A 21,845-nucleotide genomic window follows, 5' to 3' on the forward strand; every position below is an offset into this window, starting at 1 on the left:
ATGGTGCCTCCCTCTTCTGACGTGCAGCGGACTACTGGGTGATCCAATCCCCCGAGAAGCCAGCCTTGTATCACCGCCCCGGAATGAAGTCAATAAAGACGCATTTCCACGCGTCTTCTCGCATATACTGGCCCCATGTCATAAAGTTGAAAGCTTCCGCGGCTGACGAAATCAAGCGATTGGGTCATCCAATGGACCACTTGCCCGAACACTCGGCGCACTCCAAGCTCCATAACTTCTCCGCTGTCCGTCCCCATCGGTTGTTTCAGGATGTGGTGAGCCAGGTCATGGGGCTCATTTCGAGCGGCGAACTGCCGCCGGGCAGCCGTCTGCCCACCGAACGTCAGCTCACGAAGCAAATCCGCGTCAGCCGCAACGTGCTGCGCGAGGCGTTCCGGGTTCTCGAGGAGCGAGGCATCATCCTGGCCAGGCCTGGCGACGGTCGATACGTGCGCGCGCTCAAATCCGCCCGCGTTCAGGAGCCGACCAGCGCGGTCGAGCAACTCGAGCTCGCGACCATATTCGACATCCTCGAAGCGCGCGAAGTGATCGAGACACAGACGGTCGCGCTCGCCTGCTCGCGGATTACGCCGCCTCACGTGACGCGGCTGCGGGAGGCGGCCGGGCGCACGGGGAGCTGGCAGGACAATCTCGAATTCCATGTCAGCCTGGCGTCGGCCACGCATAACTACATGCTCGAACGCCTGGTTCGGGAACAGATCGAGTTGCTGCGCGACCTCCACCAGCGGCAGCATTACACGGCCCGAGACCAGAGCATCAAGCTCCTCAAGGAGCACGCGCAGATCGCGGAGGCGGTCATCGCGCGGGATGCGGCGACGGCAAAGAGGTTGATGCGGCGGCATTTGGCGCATACCCGCCGGAGCCTCAGCGACCTGCACGGCGCCGCGTCCCGGCCAAACGGAGACGAGTGACGATCCGCCGCACAGACATCACCATCATCGGCGCTGGTATCGTGGGGCTGTCACTGGCGTGGCACCTTCAGCGGCTCGGCGTCGACCGGGTGGTGGTGCTCGAGCGCGGAAGCGCCGGCGGCCAGTCAACCGGCCTCGCCGCGGGCGGGATCAGGCGGCAGTTCGCCACGCGCATCGAGATCGAGATGACGCTCGCCGGCTGGCAGTTTTACGAAGCTGTCCTCTCCGATCCGAGCTTTCCTGGCAAGTTTGAACCGGCCGGGTACGTCTTTCTGGCCGGCCCTCAGCAAGCCGAGAGCTTGCAGCGCGCGTGGGCCCTCCAGCACGAGCTGGCCTTACCCGTACGATGGCTGGAACGCAGCGATCTGGCAGACCTGTGTCCCTACTGCGACCTGGCGGGGCTCTCGTGCGGAACACTCTGCGCGGACGATGGTTTCATCCGTCCATCGGAGGTCGTGCAGTGGCTCCTGCGCGAGTGTCGGTCGCGAGGGATCCTGATTCGCGAGCACACCCCCGTTGACGCCCTCGAGGTCTCGGCCGGCCGCATCCGGGCAGTTCGGAGCGGCAGCGCGAGGACCTTCTCCGATGTCGTCGTGAACGCGGCAGGAGCCTGGGCAGGCGTCGTCGGAACCATGGCGGGCGTGAACATCCCTGTGGAACCGTCCCCGCGGATAAAGTTGATCGCCGAAGGGAACACCGGGCTACCTGGTGAAACGCCGATGATCGTCGACCTGCCGAGTGGAACCTATCTACGGTCGAATCGCGCGCGCACGACTGTCGGCGTCAAGCCGGAGAAGCGAGTGGTGAGCTTCCGTGTCGAGGCCGACGTCGGGCTGCTGCTTTCGATGCTGCGACGAGCCAGCGCGCGATTCCCCGGATTGCGCCATGCGCAGGTGCGAGGCGTGATTAAAGGATTGTACGAACTGACGCCTGACGGCCTGCCTTTGGCCGGACCTGTTGCGGGTGTAGCCGGCCTCTATGTCGCCGCCGGGTTCAACGGGCACGGCATCATGCATGGACCTGGCGTGACGCGCGCGCTGGCACAGCTCATTGTGACCGGTAGTGCCGAAGCGCTGGATCTCGAAAGACTGCACCCGGATCGTTTCGAACGCCGCGCAGCCGAAGAGCGGGTCAGTTTCCTCTGAGAGGCGGCATCGGCGGTACCTCCGATGGCCTTCGGCGAGGAGATCGCCCTTCCGGTATGACAGCCACCGCACGCCGCGAGCGATTGACGCGGCAACGGCGAGCCGGTACCGTACGAGCCAGGGACACTCTCAATGAATCAGGCGGGCGGCGCGCGGCGGATCGATGTCGGAGTTCTCGGTGCGACCGGAATGGTCGGCCAGCAGTTTCTCGCGCAGCTCACCGCGCACCCGTGGTTCCGCCCGCGATGGCTCGCCGCGAGCGAGCGCTCCGAAGGACGGACGTATCGCGAGGCCGCGTCCTGGCGGCTCGCGGGCGCGCCGCCGCCGGATCTCGCCGACACGCGCATCGAAGCGTGCGTGCCCGGCAAGGGCCCGCTCGTGATGTTTTCCGCGCTCGACGCGAAGGCCGCAGGCGAGATCGAGCCGGCGTTCGCGCGAGCAGGCCACATCGTGATCAGCAACGCCCGCAGCTTCCGCATGGACCCGTCCGTGCCGCTGCTGATCCCCGAGATCAATCCCGACCACCTCGGCTTGCTCCCGCGCCAGCGCCGCGAGCGCGGCTGGCGCGGAGCGATCGTCACCAACCCGAACTGCTCGACGGTCGTGCTCGCCATGGTACTGGCGCCGCTGCGCCAGTTCGGGCTCTCCGCGGTGAACGTGACGACGCTGCAGGCGGTGTCGGGCGCGGGATACCCGGGCGTCCCGTCGCTGGACATCCTGGGCAACGTCATCCCCGCGATCGGCGGAGAAGAAGAGAAGATCGAAAGCGAGACGCAGAAGATTCTCGGCGCGTTCGATGCCGAGGCGGTTGTCCCCCACCCCACCGTCGTCAGCGCGCACACGACGCGGGTGCCGGTCGTCGACGGCCACACCGAGATGATCTCGCTGCGCCTGGATCGAGGCGCGTCTCCGGAGGATGTCCGCGCCGCGCTGGCCTCCTGGCGCGGGCGCCCGCAGGAACTCGGCCTGCCGAGCGCGCCGGCCGAGCCGATCGTGTGCCTCGACGATCCACTTCGCCCGCAGCCGCGGCTCGACGTGATGCGGGGCGGAGGGATGACCGTGTCGGTTGGACGCATTCGTCCCTGCCCGGTGCTCGGGCTGAAGCTGGCGGCCCTCGGCCACAACACGATTCGCGGGGCAGCGGGAGCGGCGGTGCTCAATGCCGAATTGATGCGGGCGGACGGGTGGATCGAGGGGGACTGACCCTTCCTGTGTGCTGTCACGAAAGCAGGCGCGCGCGAAGCGACTCGAGCGCCGGCGGAATCTCCTGTTCCTGTCTCGGCAGATTCAACAGCCGCTCCAACGCTGGAGGAACGGCGACCGGCCGGCCAAGCAGCGGCTCGACGATGTCGTTGAACTTCGCCGGGTGTGCGGTCGCGACCAGGATCCAGTGTTGGTGCGCGCGCCTCCGCGCCAGCATCCGGTACACGTGCGCGGCCGTCGCGCCGTGCGGGCACCAGGCATACCCCAGTGACGCAGCGTCGCCTGCAATCGCCGCCCGAATCTCCTGGTCCGTGACCGAATAGGCGGACACCCGCTCGCGCACCCGATCGTCATCCTCATACAACCAGCGCAGCCGGTGCACGTTGGATGGATTCCCCACGTCCATCGCCGATGCCAGCGTCGGCACGCCCGGCCGCGGGCGCCACGATCCGCCATCCATGTAGTCCGCGATCGTCCGGTTCTCATTGGTCGCCAGGACGATGTCGCCGATCGGAAGTCCAATCTCGCGCGCCCAGATGCCGGCCACAGCGTTGCCGAGATTTCCGGCGGGGATGATGAACCCGGGCTTTCGTCCCTCGCGCCGCCAGATCTGCAGGGCGGCCGCCGCGTAGTAGGACATCTGCGGCAGCAGCCGTCCCAGGTTGATGCTGTTGGCCGATGAGAGCGCATGGCTGCGCGCCAGCTCCGGATCGCGGAACGCCTCGTTGACGACGCGGTGGCAATCGTCGAAGCTCCCGGACACGGCAAACGTCCGCACGTTGTCGCCCCAACAGGCCAGCTGCTGCGCCTGGCGATCGGACACGCGCCCCTTCGGGTACAGCAACGCGATCTCGACCCACGGCCGCTTGTAAAACGCGGCGGCCACCGCTCCGCCCGTGTCTCCGGAGGTCGCGACCAGGATGGTCAGGCGCTGCGCGGATCCGCGCCGGGATCGCGGCGTAACGCGCTCCAGGCTTGCGGCGAGGAAACGCGCGCCGAAATCCTTGAACGCGCACGTGGGGCCGTGAAACAGCTCCAGGACGCTCGCAGGCCCCGGCGCCCGATCGAGCGCCACCAGCGGCGCGGGGAAATTCAAGGCCTCGCGGCAGATCGCCGCCAGCTCCGGCTCGAGCGCGCTGCCCGCCACAAAGGGGGCCAGCAGACGCTCGGCAATGCCCGGAAGAGACTCCAGTCCGTCGAAGTCAGAAACGGTGAGCGCCGGCAGTTGCGTCGGGACGTACAGGCCGCCGTCCGGCGCGATGCCCTTGATGATGGCCTCGCTCAGATCGCTGGCCGAGACCGCGGCGCTTCCGGTACTGGTGAACTTCATGACTGTTTTATGACGTGGGCTCCCGGCGTATCGATCGGCGAGATCCACGAGTCGCTTTCGAGGCCGACCGACCGGAACGCGCCGGCCATGGCCGCGCGCACGGCGTCCGCCCGGGACTGCTCGCACCAGGCGAACACCGACGGGCCCGCGCCGGATATGGAGCACCCGAGCGCGTCGGCTCGAAGCGCGGCGGCCTTGACCTTCTCGAACCCGGGAATGAGCTGCTTGCGCTGCGGCTCGATGAGCACGTCCTCGAACGAGCCGCGGATCAGCGGCAGGTCGGCGGTGAAACAGCCCGCGAGAAACCCGGCGAGGTTGGCCTGCTGCCAGACGACATCGGAGAGGCTGACCGTGCGGCTGAGGATCTCCCGCGCTTCACGCGTCGACAGCTCGAGGTGCGGGTGTACGACGACCGAGCGCAGGGCCGCGGGCACGGGGATCTGCTTCACGATCGGCTGCTCGATCCCGACGGTGAGCACGAGCCCGCCGTAGAGCGACGGCGCGATGTTGTCCACGTGGGCCGTGCCGCTCGCCGCCGCCTCTCCGGCGATCGCGAACTTGAGCAACTGGAGCTTGTCGAACGGCGCTGGAAGCAGCGCGTTGGCCGCCACCACGGCGGCCACGGCGGAGGCGGCCGAGCCGCCAAGGCCGGAGCGCATCGGGATCCCCTTTTCGATCGTCAGCTCGAATGCGTGGCCACCGCCGAGCGCTTCGGCCAGCGCCGCCACGGCCACCGCCGCCGTGTTGCGCTCGGGGTCGTACGGCAGGTCCGCCGCGATGCCGGAAATGCCCGCGATGCGCACGCCGCGCCCGGCGATCCGCTCGGCTCTGACGCGATCGCCAATCGAGGACAGGCTGTGGCCGAGGACATCGAAGCCGACGGCGACGTTGCCGACGCTGGCGGGCGCGAATGCAACGGCCGCTGTCTGCATCAGAGGGGGCTCCGCCGTTCGTGGCCGAAGGGCGAACCTATGACACCCTCGACGAGAAGTCTCGTTTGACGTAGCGGAACGGGGTCATTATACTTCGTCAAGTCATGACGCTCACGTGCACGCGCACCCAGACTCGAAAGCGGATTAAGCGGGCCAGCAGGCCGCGGTGGTGCATGCGCGCGTAACGTCCTCGAACAATTGGAGCGATACTGGACGCCGGCCTGCACCACAGGCCGGCGTTTTTTTTTGCGGGAGTGGCAATGGAGGAGAACGGTCGGGTGGTCATCATGAAGTTCGGCGGCACCTCCGTGGCGGACGCGGAAGCCATCGCGCGCGTCGTCCGGCACGTGATGGCGCGGGCCGGCCGGCATTCGTCGAACGCGCAGCCCGTCGTCGTCGTCTCGGCGCTGGCCGGCGTCACCGACCGGCTGCTCGCGCTCGCCACCGCGGCCGAGCAGGCGGACGCGCAGGCGCTGCGCGCGGGCGTCGAGGCGCTGCGGGCGCGTCATCTGCAGGTCGCGGCGGAGGTGGCGCCGAAGCCGATCGCCGATCTGGCGACCGCGATCGACGCGGAATTCGCGGCGATCGGCGCGCTCCTCGACACCGCGGCCGCCGCGCGTCACGCCTCGCCGGCGGTCGTCGACGCCGTCGCGGGAATCGGCGAGCTGCTCAGCAGCCGGATCGTCCACGCGGCGCTGGCCCGCGCGGGCGCGCCCGCCGCGTGGGTCGATGCGCGGCGCGTCATCGTGACCGACGACCACTTCACGGCGGCGATCCCGCTGGTGGCGGACACGGAAACCGCCATCGCGCGCGAGATCCGTCCCCTGCTCGCCGCCGGGCAGATGCCGGTCGTCGGCGGCTATATTGCGGCCACGCGCGACGGCATCCCGACCACGCTCGGGCGCGGCGGGTCGGACTACTCCGCGGCTCTCCTCGGCGCGGGGTTGGACGCGTGCGAGATCCAGATCTGGACGGACGTCGACGGCATGATGACCACGGATCCCCGCATGGTCTCCGGTGCGCGCGTCGTCTCGCAGCTCTCGTTCGGGGAAGCGTCCGCGCTGGCGCACTTCGGCGCGAAGGTGCTGCATCCCGGCACGATCCTGCCGGCGGTCGCCAAAGGCATCCCGGTGAGGATCCTCAACAGCCGGCGCTTCGACGGGCGCGGCACCGAGATCGCGAGCGTCGCGTCGGGGGGCAGCAACGTCGCCGCCATCGCGTGCAAGCGCCGCGTCACGCTGGTCAACTTCACCTCCACGCGCGCGTTGATGGTCTGGGGCTTCCTGCGGCGGGTGTTCGAGGCCTTCGAGCGCCATCGGACGCCGGTGGACCTGCTGGCCATGTCGGAAGCCGGCGTGTCGGTCGTCATCGATGACGACCGGCGTCTCGAGGCCATCGTCCAGGGCCTGGCGGATATCGCCGTCGCGCACGTCGAGCGCGCAATGGCGATAGTCTGTGTGGTCGGCGATGGTCTGCGTGAAGAGCCGCGGCTGGCGGAACGCATGATGGGAGCGCTCGACCGGTTCCAGGTGTGGATGGTCTCGCAGACCGCGTCGCAGCGCAGCCTCGCGGTGGTCCTCCGGGATACCGACGCGGCCGCGGCGACCTCGCGGCTGCACACCGAGTTCTTCGGGGCCAGGGGACCTGAAGAGCCGCTGCGTCATTCGAGGGCCGCGGACACCGCCGCCCGGGCGGTGCGCGGTCCGGTCCGCGAGATCAGGCCGTGAGCGTCCCGCTGCTGCTGATCGGGCACGGGCGCATGGGACGCCAGGTCGAGGCGCTCTGCGGCGAGTTCGGCATGCACGTGGCGGGCGTCGTGACCCACGCGTCGGCGGACCATCCCGAGCGCTGGCCCGCCGCGGATCTGGCCATCGATTTTTCCCGTGCCGAGGCCGTGCCGGTGAATCTGCCGCGGCTCGCGGCGCGCGGCACCAGCGTCGCGATCGGCACGACGGGCTGGCAGGATCATGAAGCCGCTCTGCGCGCCGAGGCGGAGCGCCATGGCATCGGCGTCGTGTCCGCCTCGAACTTCGCGCTGGGCGTGAACCTGTTCCTCGTGCTGGCAGAACGGGCCGCAGAGCTGTTCGCTGCCCATCCGGGCTTTGGCGCCTGGATTCACGAGCAGCATCACGCCGCCAAGCGGGATGCTCCATCGGGAACGGCGCTCGCCATCGAGCGCACCCTCCGGCGTTCGGGCTACGCGCACCGAATCGATGTGGCATCCACCCGGGCGGGAGAAATGCCCGGCGCGCACACGCTGGGCTTCGATGCGGCCTCGGAGACGATCACCCTGACGCACACCGCGCGCGACCGCGCGGCGTTCGCCCGCGGCGCGCTCGCCGCCGCCGCCTGGCTGCGCGGGCGCCGCGGCTGGTTCGGCATGAAAGACGTCCTCGGCGTTCAGCAGCAACAGGAGCAGCGATGACGCGAAGCACTTGGACCGGATGCGGGACCGCGCTCGTGACGCCCTTCAGGCAGGACGGAACGCTCGACGAGCCGGCGATTCGACGGCTCGCGCGCCGCCAGGTGGACGCGGGCATACACTTCCTCGTCCCGTGCGGGACAACCGGTGAAAGCCCGACGCTCTCTGAAGACGAGCGCGTGCGGATCGTCGAGATTGTCGTCGACGAAGTGGCCGGCCGGGTGCCGATCCTGGCCGGGGCGGGTGGATACGATACGCGGGAAGTCATCCACACGGCCCGCCGGATGAAGCAGGCCGGCGCCTCAGGCATCCTTTCGGTCACCCCCTACTACAACAAACCCACTCCCGAAGGCCTCGTGCAACACTACAGCGCGATTGCCGGCGAGGCCGGCCTTCCGATCGTCGTGTACAACGTCCCCGGACGCACCGGCTGCAACGTCGACGCGGCCACGCTGCTGAAGCTGAGCGCGATCCCGGGCATCGTCGGGGTCAAGGAGGCGTCGGGCCAGATCGCCCAGATCTGCGAGGTCTGCCACGCCGTGCCGCGAGACTTCATCGTCTTGTCGGGCGACGATGCGCTGACCCTGCCGGTGATGGCGGTGGGCGGGCGCGGGGTGATCTCGGTGGCGTCGAACGAAGTGCCCGCCGCGATGGTGCGGCTGGTCGAACTGGCCGAGCAGAATGACTTCGCCGCCGCGCGGGGGATTCACGCGCGGCTGCTGCCTTTGATGACGGCGAACTTCGTGGAGTCCAATCCCATCCCGGTGAAGGCGGCGATGGCGGCGATGGGACTCATCGAGGAAGTCTACCGCCTCCCGATGGTGCCGCCACGCGCCGAATCCCGCCGCCGCATTCTCGACGCGCTGACGCTCGTCTCCGCCAGCGAGCCGGCGGGAGCGCCCGCGCGATGACCACCGTGCTGAGGGATGAAATCGACCGGCTCACGCTGGCTTCCGAGACCGAGCCGCTCGATCCGGCACGCCTGAAAGAGACGGTCGCGCGGCTTCGCGCGGCGCTGTCGGCCGGCGAGGTTCGCGCAGCCGAGCCTGATGCCGACGCCCCGGCGGGCTGGCGCGCGAACGAGTGGGTGAAGCGCGGCATCCTCCTCGCGTTCCGCGCCGGCGAGCTGGTCGATGTGTCGGCCGACCATGGGCGCTGGCCGTTCTTCGACAAGGACACGCTGCCGCTGAAGCCGTTGACGCTGGCGTCCGGCGTGCGGGTCGTGCCCGGAGGATCGAGCGTCCGCGACGGCGCCTACCTCGGACGACGGGTGATCTGCATGCCGCCGATGTACATCAACATCGGCGCGTATGTCGGAGACGAGACGCTGGTGGACTCGCACGCGCTGGTCGGATCGTGCGCGCAGATCGGGCGCCGCGTGCACCTGAGCGCGGGAGCGCAGATCGGCGGCGTGCTCGAACCGGTCGGGGCGCTGCCGGTCATCGTCGAGGACGAGGTGCTGGTCGGCGGCAACTGCGGCGTCTACGAGGGTGCGGTGATCAAGCGCCGCGCGGTACTTGCCGCCGGAACGGTCCTGACGGGGTCCACGCCGGTCTACGACCTGGTCAACGATCGGATCGTCCGGGGGACGCGCGGCGAGCCGCTCGTGATCCCGGAGGGAGCCGTCGTGGTGTCGGGCACGCGGCCGATCGCCTCCGGGCGCGGCGCGGAGTTGGGGCTGTCGATCTCCGCCGCGATCATCGTCAAGTACCGGGACGACCGCACCGACGCGAGGACGGCGGTCGAGCAGGCGCTTCGGTGAACGTCGTCTCGTTCGCGCGGGCGCTGATCGACATCGACTCGACGACGGGATGCGAGGCGGCGGCCGGCGCGTGGCTGGCGGCGGAACTGGAGGCGCTCGGCTACCGCGTCGCCCGGCAGCCGGTGGGCGACGGCCGGTACAACGTGCTCGCGACGCTCGACGCGCCCTGCGTCGTGTTCTCGACCCACTACGACTGCGTTCCGCCGTTCTTCCCGAGCCGGCTGTCGGACGGCCGCCTGTATGGGCGCGGCGCGTGCGACGCGAAAGGGATCCTGGCCGCGCAGGTCGCGGCCGCCGAGCGGTTGCGCGCCCAGGGGGAGCGCCGGGCGGGACTGCTGTTCGTGGTCGGGGAAGAGCGCGGAAGCGACGGCGCCGCGGTGGCGAACGCGGCCGCATGCGATTCGCGGTACCTGATCAACGGCGAGCCGACCGACAGCCGGGTGGCGTCCGCCACGCGCGGCGTTCTTCGCGTGCGGCTGCGCGCCAGCGGGCGCGCCGCGCACTCCGCCGCGCCCGAAGCGGGGATCTCGGCGATCGAGAAATTGATCGACGCGCTCGTCCGCCTGCGCGCGCTGCCTCTTCCCGCCGATCCGGAGCTTGGCGCGACGTCATATTCGATCGGCCTCATCGAGGGGGGCGTGGCGCCGAACGTCATCCCGCCGCACGCCTCCGCCGAGGTGATGTTTCGAACGGTTGGCGATCACGAGGCAGTGCTGGCGGCCCTGCGCCCGATATCGGACCTGGTGGCGGTGAGTGAAGTGCTGACCGTGCCCGCGGTCAGGTTTCGGGTGCCCGCGGGCCTCGACGTCGACGCCGCGGTCTTTCCGTTCACGACGGATGTGCCGTTCCTGGATCGCTGGGGAACGCCGCTGCTCTTCGGGCCGGGATCGTTCCTGGTGGCGCACACCGCAGACGAGCACGTGGCGATCGCGGAGCTCGAGGCGGGTGTTGACGTCTACGAGCGGCTGGCGCGATGGTGCCTCGCGAAGCTGGGCTGAGGTTCGCCCCCGCACGCTCACGCGCCCGCGCTCCCGAAGCGCTCGCGCAACACGGATTTCTGCATCTTCCCCGTGGACGTCTTCGGGATCTCCGTGACGATCTCGAACGCGTCGGGCAGGGCCCAGGACACGAAGTGCGGCGCGAGGAACGCGCGCAGCTCCTCCGGCGTCGCGCTCGCGCCGGGCCGGAACACGACGACGGCAAGCGGGCGCTCCCCCCATTTCGCGTCGGGCATCGCGATCACCGCCGCCTCGGCGACCGCCGGATGCCCGGCGAGCGCGTTCTCGATCGCCAGCGAGCTGATCCACTCCCCTCCCGACTTGATGACGTCCTTGATGCGGTCGCGGATCTCGACCGTGCCGCGCGGGCCAATCGTCACCAGGTCACCGGTCCGGAACCAGCCGTCAGCGGTGAAGCGATCGGTCGAGTCGTCGCCGTAGTACGCGCTCGCCACCCAGGGCCCGCGCACCTCCAGCTCGCCCATCGTCTTTCCGTCCCACGGCACGTCCGAGTCCGCAACGCGCGCGCGAATCTCCACGAACGGAGCGGGCTGCCCCTGCGTGCAGCGATAGCGGTACCGCTCTTCGATCGGGGCGCTCGCCAGATCTGACGGCAGCTCGGCGACGGTGCCGAGCGGCGTCGTCTCCGTCATGCCCCACGCGTGGAGCACGCGCAGGTGGTGCCGCTCCTGGAATCCGCGCAGGATCGCCGGCGGGACCGCGGCGCCCCCCACGAGCATGGTGCGCATGCTCGAGAGGTCGTAGACCCCGGGCTTCGCATCGAGCGCCTGCAGGATGCCCGCCCAGATCGACGGCACGCCCGCCGTCACGGTGACCCGCTCGGCCGACATCAGCTCGAGCAGGCTCGTGGGATCGAGATAAGGACCGGGAAACACCTGCGCCGCGCCCGCCATCGCGGCGGTGAACGGCAGCCCCCACGCGTTGACGTGAAACATCGGGACGACGGGGAGCGCGACGTCGTCTTCGCGAAGGCCCATCGCGCAGCTCAACCCGGAAGCGAGCGAGTGGAGCACGATCGCGCGGTGCGAATACAGCACTCCCTTGGGCCGCCCCGTCGTGCCGCTCGTGTAGCACATGGCGGCGGCCTCCCGTTCGTCAATCTCGGGCTCGGTGAACGCGGCGCTGCCCGTGTCGAGCAGCGATTCGTAATCGAGCATGCCCGCCGGCGCCGGCTGGCCGTCCCCCATTACGATCAGCTTGGCGTCGGGCACGGCGGAACGAAAGCGCTCGAGGAGCGGGAGCAGCGTGGCGTCCACGAGGATGGCGCGATCCCCCGCGTGCGTCGCGATGTAGCCGAGATCGTCTGGATGCAGCCGGAGGTTCAACGTGTGCAGCACCGCTCCGGCGAGCGGGATTCCGAAATACGCTTCGAGGTGGCGGGAGTGGCTCCACGCGAGGGTTGCGACGCGATCTCCCGGGCGGATGCCGAGCGCCCGGAGCGCCGCCGCGAGCCGCCGGGCCCGCGACCCGATCTCCGCGTAGGTGGAGCGGTGGATCGACTTGTCCGCCCGCCGGCTGACGACAGGCTTGTGCGGAAAGAGTGTTTCGGCACGCCGGAGAATGGCTGACAGCGTGAGCGGGAAGTCCATCATCAGACCGTGCATGGCGCTCTCCTACGGAGGGAGATTCTACCGGCAGACGGCTTGCCGCCGTATGGCGAATCTGGTCTAATGCGCTCACCCAGCGGCCGGTCCTCTTCATGGAGGCGTACACGTGCTCATCAGGCGCAGCTTCGGATTGACGCTCCTGCCCATCATCGTGGCGCTCGCTGCCACCACGCTGTCCGCGGCCGCACAGAGCCGCGCGACGACCGCGGATCTCAGCGGCATCGTGCTCGATCAATCGAAAGCGGTCCTGCCCGGCGCGACGGTGGTCGTCACCAACATCGCGACGGGGGTCGAACGCACGACGGAAACGGGGGGGGACGGCCGCTTCATCGTGCCCGCCCTCCCGCCCGGCTCCTACTCGATCCGCGTCAGCCTGCAGGGTTTTGCCACGCAGGCCATGCCGCGCCTCGATCTGGCGCTCGGCCAGGAAGCGGAGGTGAGCTTCGTGCTGTCGATTGCCGGCGCGGCCGAGCTCGTCACCGTCACGGCTGAGGCCGGGATGGCCGACGTGCAGCAGACGGCGGTTGCCACGGTGGTCTCGCAGCAGCAGATCGAGGCACTCCCCATCAACGGCCGGAATTTCATGACGTTCTCGATCCTGACGCCCGGCGTCACGACCGACCGGACGCCGCAGCAGGGAGCCTCCGCCACCTCGGGGCTGACGTTTGCGGGCCAGCGCGCGCGGTCGAACAACATCACGGTTGACGGGCTCGACAACAACGACGCGACGCTCGGCTCCGTGCGGGCGACGTTCAGCCAGGAAGCGGTGCAGGAGTTCCAGGTCATCACCAACTCCTACTCGGCGGAGTTCGGCAAGGCGTCGGGCGGCGTCGTGAACATCGTGACGCGGAGCGGCAGCAACGATCTCCGGGGAAACGCGTTCTATTACTTCCGCGACGAGTCGCTCAACGCCAAGGAGCACTTCGAAAAGAAGAACCCGGCGGGCGATCGGATCGACCGGAAGAAGGCGCCGTTCAGCCAGCAGCAGTTCGGCGGCACGCTGGGAGGCCCGATCCGGCGGAACCAGTCGTTCTTCTTCCTCTCGGCCGAACGCCTCGACACGCAGGCGAACAACTTCGTCAACATCGACGACAAGACGCCGGTCACCGTCTTCGGACAGAACGTCGGCACCGCCGTCGACATCCTGCGGCGCGCGGGCTTTCCGGTCGAAGTCGGCAACGTCCCGTACGACGTCGAGTCGTCGCAGATCCTCGCGAAGGTGGACACCAACGTCACCGCGAACCACGCCGTGGCGGTGCGCCTCAACTGGGCCGACCTGTTGAACGAGAACATCGAGCCGTGGGGCAGATTGCGCGGAGCCGCGGCGCGTACCTGGACAGCCGCGACCTCATGGCGGCGGTGTCCCTGACCTCGGTGTTCTCCTCCGCCTTCGTCAACGAGCTGCGGTTCCAGGTCGCCAACCGCGATCAGAAGATCAACTCGCTCGATCCCACCTGCACGGGCGGGTGCGACCAGGAAAACGAAGGGGGACCGACGCTGGAAATCGGCGCGATCGGCGTCGGCCGCCACCGGTTCACGCCGCAGCCGCGCGAGAACCGCCGCTACCAGGTCGTGGAGACGTTCAGCGCCGCGGCCGGCGCGCACCACCTGAAAGCCGGCCTCGACTTTTCGTACATCGATCACATCTCGCAGGCGCTGCCGCTGCACTTCGGCGGCCGGTATATCTTCGCGCCGCTCCCCGCCATTCCGGCGCTGGGGCTGCCCGCGCCGATCAGCGCGATCCAGGCGGTCGCGCTCGGCCTTCCCGCCGCGTACGTGCAGGGATACGGCAACGCGTCGGTGCCGTACGGATACAAGGATGTCTCCCTGTTCCTGCAGGACGACTGGCGGATGGCGGACACCGTGACGCTGAAGGCCGGCGTGCGCTACCAGAACCAGTTCTGGGAGAAGACCACCCGCGTCGTGAACGGCCTGGCGCCGCACGGCTGGCCGAAGGACAACAACAACATCGCGCCCCGCCTGGCGATCGCGTGGGACGTGACAGGCGACAAGAAGACGTCCGTGCAGGCGTCGTACGGGATCTTCTTCGACAATCACATCACCGCGATCTGGGGCATCACCGAAGGCATCAGCGGAACGGCGGAGCAGGTGCGCACGCTCGCGGTCCGCATCCCGCAGTCGGTGCTCGCCTGGCGCGCGCCAGGGCGCCGGCTGCCGGAGCCGACCACTCCGTTTCCCAGCCTGGTGCTGTCGATCGATCCCGGGATGAAGACGCCGTACGCCCACCACGCGTCGGCGGGGATCGAACGCGAGCTGGGGACGGACATGGCCATGTCCGCGCATTTCGTGTACGCGCGCGGCCTCGATCAGCTCGGCACGATTGACTACAACCCCGTCACGAACCCGCTGACCCAGGGACGGCCGCTCGACGTCGGCGGCAGACCCGGAACATCGGCGTCGGTGCTGCAGTACACGACGTGGGGCGAGACCTGGTACAAGGGGCTCGCGCTGTCGGTGCGAAAGCGTTTCAACGGGCGGCATCAATTCCTCGCCTCCTACACGCTGTCGAAGGCGGAGGACACATCGGCGGACTACCAGAGCTTCTTCATCCCGCAGGACAACGGGTTCGGGCGCAACCCGAACGATCCCGACGGGCTGCCGATTGGATTCACGCCGTCGGCGGAACGCGGCCCCTCGCTGCAGGATCAGCGGCACCGGTTCGTGTTCAGCGGCGCGTACGTGCTGCCGTGGAACGTCACGGTGTCCAGCATCGTGACGCTGGCGTCCGGGCGCCCCTACAACATCCTCGCCGGCGCGGATCTGAATGGCGACGGCAACGGCGGCGCGACGGCGCCGGACCGGCCGAGGACGGACCCGGCCAACCCCGCCACGTCGATCGGGCGGAACGCGGGCGTGCTGCCGAATCAATACACGGTGGACGCGCGCGTGGCGAAGCGGTTTGGCATCCGCAACGCGGCGACGATCGACGTGATGCTCGAAGCGTTCAACCTGTTCAACACGACCACCTACACGAACGTCGATAATATCTTCGGTACGCGTGCGTACCCCGGCAGCCCGCTGCCCACCTTCGGCCAGTTCACGGAAGCCGCCCCGCCATTCCAGGCACAGCTCGCCGTGAAAATCGGTTTCTAGTCGATCGCACAGGGGGCGGACCTGAAAGGTCCGCCCCCGCAACCGCAGCCGCTCCTCCGACGCGATCCGTGCTACTCTGACTGCAGCTTTCCTGAAGCCTTCCTGCCTGTCCTGCTGGTAGCCAGACTCACTAAAGCGAGAGCGGCATCCGTTGGCCGGCTCGGCAGCTCTTTCAAGCAGGCGGAAGGAATCCCATGCTCACCGCGTTTTCACTGACGGGCTTCGTGTGGGTGCTGGCGACCCTGGCGGCCATCGCTATCGTGACGCTTCTTGCCGCGCGCAACGCGCGTCCGGCCAGTTCGATCGCCCTGGTGCTGTACGAAACGGAGCACCCGGAGCGGACGCGATGAGCAGGAGGCACGGCGGACCGGCACGCCCTGCGGCCGGACACGCCGACCTGCTCGACCCCTACCGCCACCTGGCGTTTCGAGTCATCGCGCAGGCGTGGCGCGACCTGTTCACGAGTGGCGCGGCCTCCTCGGAACGCGAGAGCGCGCGCGCATTCCTGAGCGGCGCCGGCCTGCTGGCGCACTGGTGCGAACTGGCCGACATGGACGCGGGCGCCGTGCGCTCCCGCGTCCACATGCACATCGCGAGGGGGCGGAGCGCCGCCGTCGCGGGAAAGGGGCGCTGACATGCGCACACGGCTTCCGCAGACGACGGAAGGACTCCCCATCGCGCCGCCGGAGGCGTGTCCGTTCTGCCGTTCGAAGACACTGACGACCACGAGCCGGACGATCACGTCCGCCACGTACTGGCGCTGCACGAGCTGCGGCGAGATCTGGAACGCGTCGCGACTGGAATCCGGCAGCCGCGGCTGGCAGCGCTACCGCTGAGGCGTGCTCACGATTTCCTTCGAAACACGCGATCCGCGCTGAGCATGCCGGCGCCGCGCGTGGCGATGAAGAGGAACGCGAAGCAGTACAGCACCGCCAACTCCCCCTGGTTCACAATCGGCCACACGCCTTTCGGGGCGTGCGCCATGAAGTACGCGGCGGCCATTTCGCCGCTCGCGACCAACGCGGCCGCCGTCGTAAACAGGCCGACCATCACCAGCAGCCCCCCCGCCAGCTCAATCACACCGGCCACCCAGAACAGGGATCCCATCGGCACCACCTGCCCGCCGTAGAGGCCGAACAGCTTCTGCAGCCCGTGAAACAGAAACAGCAGGCCCGTGACGATGCGAAACGCGGCGTAGGCATACCCTTCGAGGCTCATTCGTGCTGCCATGCGTGCTCCTCCTGCGCGGCAATTGTATCCGCTCCGGGGATCACGACTATAATGCCTTTCCCCGCGGGCCCACGGCCGTACTGGCAGGAAGGACGATATGCAGTCGAGCTGCGTCCGCGCGCTCCGGGGCGTTCGTTTCGGGCTGGTCCCCCTCTTCCTGCTGCTCGCGGGCGCCGCCGCATCGGCGCAATCCCCGCATATTCCCCAGCACCTGCGTGACCGCGCCGCGCGAGACGGGTCGGCCCGCGTCATCGTGGAACTCGGTGCCGGCACCCGCGCGGCGGACGTCCTCGCCGGCATGCCGGAGCACGCACGCCGGGTGCACCGCCTGTACCGCACGATCCCCTATCTCGCGCTCGATGCCACGCCGGTCGCGTTGAACGCCCTCGAAACAATGACGGGCAGCGTCCTGCGCGTCATGGAGGATGCGCTCGTCCGCCCGGCGCTCGCCGACAGCGCGGGCATCGTGCAGGCAGACCAGGTGTGGGCGTCCGGTTACGACGGCAGCGGAACGGCGATCGCCGTGCTCGACACCGGCGTGGACGGCTCGCACCCGCTGCTCGCCGGAAAGGTTGTCGCCGAGGCGTGCTTCTCGAGCACGGTGCGGGGAGAGAGCGAGTCGTTCTGCCCCGGCGGCGGCGACGAGGAAACGGGAGCCGGCACGGGGGCGCCCTGCGAACTCCCGGAGTGCCTGCACGGCACGCACGTCGCCGGAATTGCGGCGGGCAACGGCGCGGGCGCGGGACAGTCCTTCAGCGGCATCGCGAGCGGCGCGTCGCTCGTCGCGGTGCAGGTGTTCTCACGCATCGTGTCGGCCACCACGTGCGGCGGCCCGGCGCCGTGCGCGGCCGCGTACACATCGGATATCCTGGCCGGGCTCGAGCACGTTCAGAGCCTTGCGCTCTCGCACAACGTCGCGGCGGTGAACATGAGCCTTGGCGGCAGCACGTTCACCGCGCCGTGCGATGGCCAGCCCTACAAGCCCGCCATCGACAACCTCCGGTCGATCGGCGTGGCGACGGTGGTCGCATCGGGCAACAGCGGAGCGACGAACGCGATCTCCACGCCAGCGTGCGTGTCCTCGGCGATCAGCGTGGGAGCGACCACCAAGACGGATGCGGTCGCGTACTTCTCGAATGTCTCGCAGTACTTGACGCTGCTCGCACCAGGCGAAGCGATCGTCTCCTCGGTGCCAGGCGGCGGATGCCAGGCGTTGAGCGGGACGTCGATGGCCGCACCCCACGTGGCGGGGGCGTTCGCGCTCGCCCGCCAGGCCGCACCGCACATCGACGTCGTCGCGCTCCGCAACGCGTTCCGGTCCACCGGTCTCCCCGTCACGGATACGCGGCTGTTTGGAACCGCCACGACCCCGAGGATCAGGATCTTCCAGGCGCTCGCGGCCCTCGTGCCGATCACGAACCCGCCGCCGCAGGCGATCTCGCTGAGCCCGTCGAGGGCACGCGCCGGCGCGGGACTCGCGCTCGCCGTGGCGGGCTCGGGGTTCAACGCGTTCTCGGTCGTCCACTGGAATGGGTCGCCGCGTCCCACGACCGCGACGAGCACGACCCGCGTCGTCGCGTCGATTCCGGCATCCGATCTTCCGGCGGCCGGTACGGCCCAGATCACGGTCGTCACGCCGGAACCGGGCGGAGGCACGTCTGGCCCGCTGACGTTCACCGATCCGCCCCCGTCACTGGCGATCACGCAGTCGCTGGTGGCGCCGCAAACGTCCGTGACCGCGACGCTCACGAACGGGTATGGCAGCTGGTGGGATTGGCTCGGGCTCTTCCCGGCCGGCGCGCCTGATACGGGCTACCTGCAGTGGACGTATGTGGGCAGCGGCGTCACGGATCGCACGTGGACGGTCGCGATGCCCTCCACGGCCGGCGCGTACGAATTCCGGCTGTACGTAAACGACGCGCGGGCGGCGACGAGTCCGGCAATCACGGTTGATCCGACGGTGAATCCGACGCCATCGATTCAATCGCTCTCTCCGGCCGCAGCCGCGGTTGGAGGCGCGCCGTTCACGCTGACGGTGGGCGGCGACACGTTCGTGAGCGCCTCGGTGGTGCGGTGGAACGGCTCGAATCGCCCGACCACGTTCGTGAGCGCCACGCAGCTTCGGGCGACGATTGGCGCCGCCGACATCGCGGCGCCCGGCACCGCGATGGTCTCGGTTGCAACACCGGCCCCCGGCGGTGGGGAGTCCTCATCGTTGATCTTCGCGATTCAGCCGCCGCCGGCGCTGACGGTCGGCTCGGCGAGCGTCACGGCCGGCGCGAGCGTCACGGTGACGCTCACGAACGGCTTCGGGGGTGTCACGGATTGGCTCGCGCTTGCGGCCAGTGGCGCGCCGAACAACAGCTACGTCCAGTACGTGTACGTGGGCACCGGCATCACCACCCGCACCTGGACGGTGGCCATTGCCTCGCCAGGAACGTACGAGTTCCGCCTGTTTCTGAACGGGGGATACACCCTGGCGGCCACGAGCCCGGCGGTCACGGTGTCATCAGCGTCGACAACACCGCCGCCCGGCGGGTCGCCCGCGCTGTCAGTCAACGCGACAACGGTGCCGGCAGGCGCCCCAATCACGGTGACGCTGACGGACGGATACGGGGGCGGCACGGACTGGCTCGCGTTTGCCGCAACGACCGCGCCCAACGGGAGCTACTTGAGATACACCTACGTTGGCGCCGGCGTGACGACGCGCACGTGGACCGTCACGGCGCCGTCCACGCCCGGCACGTACGAATTTCGGCTCTTTCTGAACAACGGGTACACGCGAGCCGCGACCAGCCCCCCGGTGACGGTGCAGGCTCCCACAACGACGCCGACGCTCACCGTGAGCGCGACGAGCGTCGCGCCAGGCACGAACGTGACCGTCACGTTGCACGACGGGTACGGCGGAAGCTGGGACTGGCTCTCGCTCTCGGCGGCGGGTTCTTCTGCGCAGAGCTACCTGCGATACACGTACGTCGGCGGCGGCGTCACGACGCGCACGTGGACGGCGCCGATGCCGACCACGCCGGGCTCCTACGAATTTCGCCTGTACCTGGACAACAGCTACACGATCACCGCACGAAGCCCGGTGATCACGGTCACACAATGATGCGCTTGCGGACCGCGTACAGCACGATCTCCGCCGTGTTGTGCAGATTCAGCTTCTGCATGAGATTCGCGCGGTGCGTTTCAATCGTGGAGACGCCGAGCTCGAGGAGTGATGCCACCTCCTTGTTGGAACGTCCTTCAGCGAGGAGCTGAAGGACCTCCTTCTCGCGGTCGGTCAGCAGGTGGTACGTGTCGGTCAACCCGCGTGACTGGAGCTGGCGCATGTAGTCCTCGACGAGGACATTGGTCACCGTGGGGCTGAAGAACGTCTTGCCGGACGAGACCGACCGCACCGCCGGGATGAGGTCCTCGTCGGTGGCGTTCTTCAGCAGGTACGCGCGCGCGCCGGCCGCCAGCGCGCGCAGGATGTAGGACTCGTCGGTATGCATGCTCAGGATGACGACGCGCGGAGGCTGCTCGAGCTTCTGCAGCCGCGCGGTCAGCTCGATGCCGTTCATGGTCGGCATCGCGATGTCGGCGACCACGAGGTCCGGCCGCAGCTCCTCGCAGAGCCGGAACGCCTCCAGCCCGTCTGCCGCTTCACCCGCCACCTGCACGCCTGGCTCGGTCTCGAGCAGGCTCTTGAGGCCGCGCCGCACGATCGCGTGGTCGTCAACCAGCAGGATGCGCAACTGGTGCCGCCTCCACGAGCCCCTCGACCGGTATGTGAATGAGGATTGAAGTCCCGCCGCCGGGCTCCGTGCTGATCGCCATGGTCCCGTGGAGCTCGCGCACCCGCTCCTCCATCCCGCGCAGGCCGAGACCGTCCGGCCGCCGGCCCGGCTCGAAGCCCACCCCGTCGTCGCGAACGAACAGGTCGAGCCCGCCGTCGCGCGCGCTGACGCCGACGGCGATGCGATGCGCCCTGGCATGCCGGGCGCAGTTGGTCAGCGCCTCCTGCACGACACGGTAGACGCATGTCCGGTGGCGGTCCGGCAGCATCTCGAGCGCGCCGTCCACGCTCAGATCCACCGGGATGCCGGAACGCGTGCTGAAATCCCTGGCGTGCCACTCGAGCGCCGGCGTGAGCCCGAAGTCGTCGAGCATGCTCGGCCGGAGGCCCATGGAGAGGTCGCGCACCGTGTGGAAGATCTCGTCGATGAGATGCCGGCATTCGGCCACCGCCGCCGATACGCGGCTGCCGTCCTGCGTGCCGACCCGCTCGAGCCGGCCGAGCTCCAACCGGAGCGCCGTGAGCATCTGCCCCACGTGATCGTGAAGCTCACGCGAGAGGTTCTTGCGCTCCTCCTCCTGCGTGGCCACCAGCTGCTGTGAGAGCGAGCGCATCTGCCGCTCCGCCTCCTCGGTCACGGCCCGCTGCTGTTCCGATCGCGCCTCGAGCACCTTGAGCCGAACGGTGACGACGAGCGCCACGACCAGGCCGAACAGTACGCTCTGCCAGAGCAGCGCGTGCAGGTCGTCGCGAAACGCCACCTGACGGCGCCGCACCTCGGCACGCTGTGCGGCCAGGTTCGCATTGTTCAGCTCTTCGATTTCCCGCGCGATCCCCAGCACCGCCTCGCGGCGCGGCAGCACCTCGGTCCGGAGGAAGCGCGCGCTGCGCAGAATCTTCTGGACGAGCGTCCAGTCGAACAGCGGCTCGAACGCGGTCCAGTAATCGTCGAGCTTCTCCGCCAGGCTCGCGATCCGCTCGTCGTCGCGTCCATCCTTCCGCGCGATCGCGCCCAGCTCGTCCAGCGTCGTCGTGGTCGTTCGCCTGAAGGCCGCCAGTTGCTGCCGGTACTCGGGGGCGCGTTCGTTGTCGGTGTCGAGCAGATAGTCGCGAATGAAGATGCCGGACAGGTGAACGTCGGAGCGCAGACGCCTGAGCTTGGCGTCCACCTCGGAGTGGTGAGCGTTCAACCGGTCGAGCTGGGCCTGGATGTCCTGCGCGCGTCTGGAGGCGGTGGTCACCGACAGGGCGACGAGCAGCAACAGGGCACCGAGGCCCAACGCGGCGACCGGCCAGGTCCGCATCCTGAACACGACCTCACAAGCGTAACGCGCGGCGGCCCGCGCCGCCATCCCGGAAAGGGGGGAG

20 protein-coding genes are annotated in these 21,845 nt (G+C 68.9%); 14 read left to right on the forward strand and 6 right to left on the reverse strand.

All coding sequences use genetic code 11. The features are described from left to right. Positions 1-65: 65 nt before the first annotated feature. From HYU53_05865 to asd, 3 genes are all read left to right on the forward strand, one after another. On the forward strand, positions 66-932 hold the full coding sequence (locus HYU53_05865) for a FadR family transcriptional regulator (GenBank protein MBI2220717.1): 867 nt from the start codon (positions 66-68) through the stop codon (positions 930-932). Beyond that, entirely contained in the window at positions 929-2,077 is a 1,149-nt protein-coding gene (locus HYU53_05870) for an FAD-binding oxidoreductase (protein MBI2220718.1), read from the forward strand. The genes HYU53_05865 and HYU53_05870 overlap by 4 nt, the downstream gene beginning before the upstream one ends. A gap of 132 nt (positions 2,078-2,209) precedes the next feature. Continuing rightward, on the forward strand, positions 2,210-3,280 hold the full coding sequence (asd, locus tag HYU53_05875) for an aspartate-semialdehyde dehydrogenase (protein ID MBI2220719.1): 1,071 nt from the start codon (positions 2,210-2,212) through the stop codon (positions 3,278-3,280). A 16-nt stretch (positions 3,281-3,296) separates the two neighbouring features. On the opposite strand, the gene thrC is transcribed toward asd, so the two are convergent. Together thrC and HYU53_05885 are read right to left on the reverse strand one after the other, a co-directional pair. Then, complete coding sequence (gene thrC, locus HYU53_05880; protein MBI2220720.1) at positions 3,297-4,610, reverse strand: threonine synthase; 1,314 nt, start codon at positions 4,608-4,610, stop codon at positions 3,297-3,299. Continuing rightward, positions 4,607-5,542 carry a homoserine kinase gene (locus HYU53_05885; GenBank protein ID MBI2220721.1) on the reverse strand — a complete coding sequence of 312 codons (936 nt, stop codon included), beginning with the start codon at positions 5,540-5,542 and terminating at the stop codon, positions 4,607-4,609. The genes thrC and HYU53_05885 overlap by 4 nt, the downstream gene beginning before the upstream one ends. Before the next feature lie 260 nt (positions 5,543-5,802). Between HYU53_05885 and HYU53_05890 the strand changes: the two genes are divergently transcribed. Genes HYU53_05890 through HYU53_05910 form a run of 5 tightly spaced genes read left to right on the forward strand, consistent with a single transcriptional unit; the run spans position 5,803 to position 10,724 of the window. Then, positions 5,803-7,269, forward strand: a complete 1,467-nt coding sequence (locus tag HYU53_05890; GenBank protein ID MBI2220722.1) for an aspartate kinase — start codon at positions 5,803-5,805, stop codon at positions 7,267-7,269. Continuing rightward, positions 7,266-7,967 carry a dihydrodipicolinate reductase gene (locus HYU53_05895; GenBank protein MBI2220723.1) on the forward strand — a complete coding sequence of 234 codons (702 nt, stop codon included), beginning with the start codon at positions 7,266-7,268 and terminating at the stop codon, positions 7,965-7,967. The genes HYU53_05890 and HYU53_05895 overlap by 4 nt, the downstream gene beginning before the upstream one ends. Next, entirely contained in the window at positions 7,964-8,875 is a 912-nt protein-coding gene (locus HYU53_05900; protein MBI2220724.1) for a 4-hydroxy-tetrahydrodipicolinate synthase, read from the forward strand. The genes HYU53_05895 and HYU53_05900 overlap by 4 nt, the downstream gene beginning before the upstream one ends. After that, entirely contained in the window at positions 8,872-9,726 is an 855-nt protein-coding gene (locus HYU53_05905; protein ID MBI2220725.1) for a 2,3,4,5-tetrahydropyridine-2,6-dicarboxylate N-succinyltransferase, read from the forward strand. Before HYU53_05900 ends, HYU53_05905 begins: the two co-directional genes overlap by 4 nt. Continuing rightward, entirely contained in the window at positions 9,723-10,724 is a 1,002-nt protein-coding gene (locus tag HYU53_05910; protein ID MBI2220726.1) for a M20/M25/M40 family metallo-hydrolase, read from the forward strand. Before HYU53_05905 ends, HYU53_05910 begins: the two co-directional genes overlap by 4 nt. A 17-nt stretch (positions 10,725-10,741) precedes the next feature. Here HYU53_05910 and HYU53_05915 read toward each other — a convergent pair whose 3' ends face one another. Further along, positions 10,742-12,349, reverse strand: a complete 1,608-nt coding sequence (locus tag HYU53_05915; GenBank protein MBI2220727.1) for a long-chain fatty acid--CoA ligase — start codon at positions 12,347-12,349, stop codon at positions 10,742-10,744. 109 nt (positions 12,350-12,458) lie between these two features. Here HYU53_05915 and HYU53_05920 point away from each other — a divergent pair, with 109 nt between their 5' ends. The 5 genes from HYU53_05920 to HYU53_05940 all read left to right on the forward strand — a co-directional run bounded on the left by HYU53_05920 (position 12,459) and on the right by HYU53_05940 (position 16,302). Further along, the gene (locus HYU53_05920) at positions 12,459-13,721 is read left to right on the forward strand and encodes a TonB-dependent receptor (protein ID MBI2220728.1); all 1,263 of its coding nucleotides are present in this window, start codon (positions 12,459-12,461) and stop codon (positions 13,719-13,721) included. Beyond that, positions 13,652-15,466 carry a TonB-dependent receptor gene (locus tag HYU53_05925; protein MBI2220729.1) on the forward strand — a complete coding sequence of 605 codons (1,815 nt, stop codon included), beginning with the start codon at positions 13,652-13,654 and terminating at the stop codon, positions 15,464-15,466. The genes HYU53_05920 and HYU53_05925 overlap by 70 nt, the downstream gene beginning before the upstream one ends. A gap of 194 nt (positions 15,467-15,660) precedes the next feature. Further along, positions 15,661-15,816, forward strand: coding sequence for a hypothetical protein (locus HYU53_05930; protein ID MBI2220730.1), 156 nt, complete (start codon positions 15,661-15,663; stop codon positions 15,814-15,816). Then, positions 15,813-16,100: a hypothetical protein gene (locus HYU53_05935; protein MBI2220731.1), complete on the forward strand. Its 288-nt coding sequence runs from the start codon at positions 15,813-15,815 to the stop codon at positions 16,098-16,100. Before HYU53_05930 ends, HYU53_05935 begins: the two co-directional genes overlap by 4 nt. Before the next feature lies 1 nt (position 16,101). Next, positions 16,102-16,302 carry a hypothetical protein gene (locus HYU53_05940; protein MBI2220732.1) on the forward strand — a complete coding sequence of 67 codons (201 nt, stop codon included), beginning with the start codon at positions 16,102-16,104 and terminating at the stop codon, positions 16,300-16,302. A gap of 7 nt (positions 16,303-16,309) precedes the next feature. Here the strand turns inward: HYU53_05940 and HYU53_05945 are convergent, their stop codons facing one another. Beyond that, entirely contained in the window at positions 16,310-16,696 is a 387-nt protein-coding gene (locus HYU53_05945; GenBank protein ID MBI2220733.1) for a DoxX family protein, read from the reverse strand. A 97-nt stretch (positions 16,697-16,793) separates the two neighbouring features. Between HYU53_05945 and HYU53_05950 the strand changes: the two genes are divergently transcribed. Further along, positions 16,794-19,805: a S8 family serine peptidase gene (locus tag HYU53_05950; GenBank protein MBI2220734.1), complete on the forward strand. Its 3,012-nt coding sequence runs from the start codon at positions 16,794-16,796 to the stop codon at positions 19,803-19,805. On the opposite strand, the gene HYU53_05955 is transcribed toward HYU53_05950, so the two are convergent. Next, positions 19,795-20,436 (reverse strand): response regulator transcription factor, encoded by a 642-nt coding sequence (locus HYU53_05955; protein MBI2220735.1) that lies wholly within the window; start codon positions 20,434-20,436, stop codon positions 19,795-19,797. The two genes, HYU53_05950 and HYU53_05955, sit on opposite strands and share 11 nt — an antisense overlap. Further along, complete coding sequence (locus HYU53_05960) at positions 20,417-21,781, reverse strand: hypothetical protein (protein ID MBI2220736.1); 1,365 nt, start codon at positions 21,779-21,781, stop codon at positions 20,417-20,419. Before HYU53_05960 ends, HYU53_05955 begins: the two co-directional genes overlap by 20 nt. Between the last annotated feature and the right edge of the window lie 64 nt (positions 21,782-21,845).

Source organism: Acidobacteriota bacterium (assembly GCA_016184105.1).
In the GTDB taxonomy this organism is placed as follows: domain Bacteria; phylum Acidobacteriota; class Vicinamibacteria; order Vicinamibacterales; family 2-12-FULL-66-21; genus JACPDI01.

What these genes read in the sequence shown, in the direction of transcription:
- HYU53_05960 (MBI2220736.1), bottom strand. Translation starts at nt 21,781, where the DNA reads ATGCGGACCTGGCCGGTCGCCGCGTTGGGCCTCGGTGCCCTGTTGCTG.
- HYU53_05950 (MBI2220734.1), top strand. Translation starts at nt 16,794, where the DNA reads ATGCAGTCGAGCTGCGTCCGCGCGCTCCGGGGCGTTCGTTTCGGGCTG.
- HYU53_05930 (MBI2220730.1), top strand. Translation starts at nt 15,661, where the DNA reads ATGCTCACCGCGTTTTCACTGACGGGCTTCGTGTGGGTGCTGGCGACC.
- HYU53_05885 (MBI2220721.1), bottom strand. Translation starts at nt 5,542, where the DNA reads ATGCAGACAGCGGCCGTTGCATTCGCGCCCGCCAGCGTCGGCAACGTC.
- HYU53_05935 (MBI2220731.1), top strand. Translation starts at nt 15,813, where the DNA reads ATGAGCAGGAGGCACGGCGGACCGGCACGCCCTGCGGCCGGACACGCC.
- asd (MBI2220719.1), top strand. Translation starts at nt 2,210, where the DNA reads ATGAATCAGGCGGGCGGCGCGCGGCGGATCGATGTCGGAGTTCTCGGT.
- HYU53_05940 (MBI2220732.1), top strand. Translation starts at nt 16,102, where the DNA reads ATGCGCACACGGCTTCCGCAGACGACGGAAGGACTCCCCATCGCGCCG.
- HYU53_05890 (MBI2220722.1), top strand. Translation starts at nt 5,803, where the DNA reads ATGGAGGAGAACGGTCGGGTGGTCATCATGAAGTTCGGCGGCACCTCC.
- HYU53_05905 (MBI2220725.1), top strand. Translation starts at nt 8,872, where the DNA reads ATGACCACCGTGCTGAGGGATGAAATCGACCGGCTCACGCTGGCTTCC.
- HYU53_05915 (MBI2220727.1), bottom strand. Translation starts at nt 12,349, where the DNA reads ATGCACGGTCTGATGATGGACTTCCCGCTCACGCTGTCAGCCATTCTC.
- HYU53_05945 (MBI2220733.1), bottom strand. Translation starts at nt 16,696, where the DNA reads ATGGCAGCACGAATGAGCCTCGAAGGGTATGCCTACGCCGCGTTTCGC.
- HYU53_05900 (MBI2220724.1), top strand. Translation starts at nt 7,964, where the DNA reads ATGACGCGAAGCACTTGGACCGGATGCGGGACCGCGCTCGTGACGCCC.
- thrC (MBI2220720.1), bottom strand. Translation starts at nt 4,610, where the DNA reads ATGAAGTTCACCAGTACCGGAAGCGCCGCGGTCTCGGCCAGCGATCTG.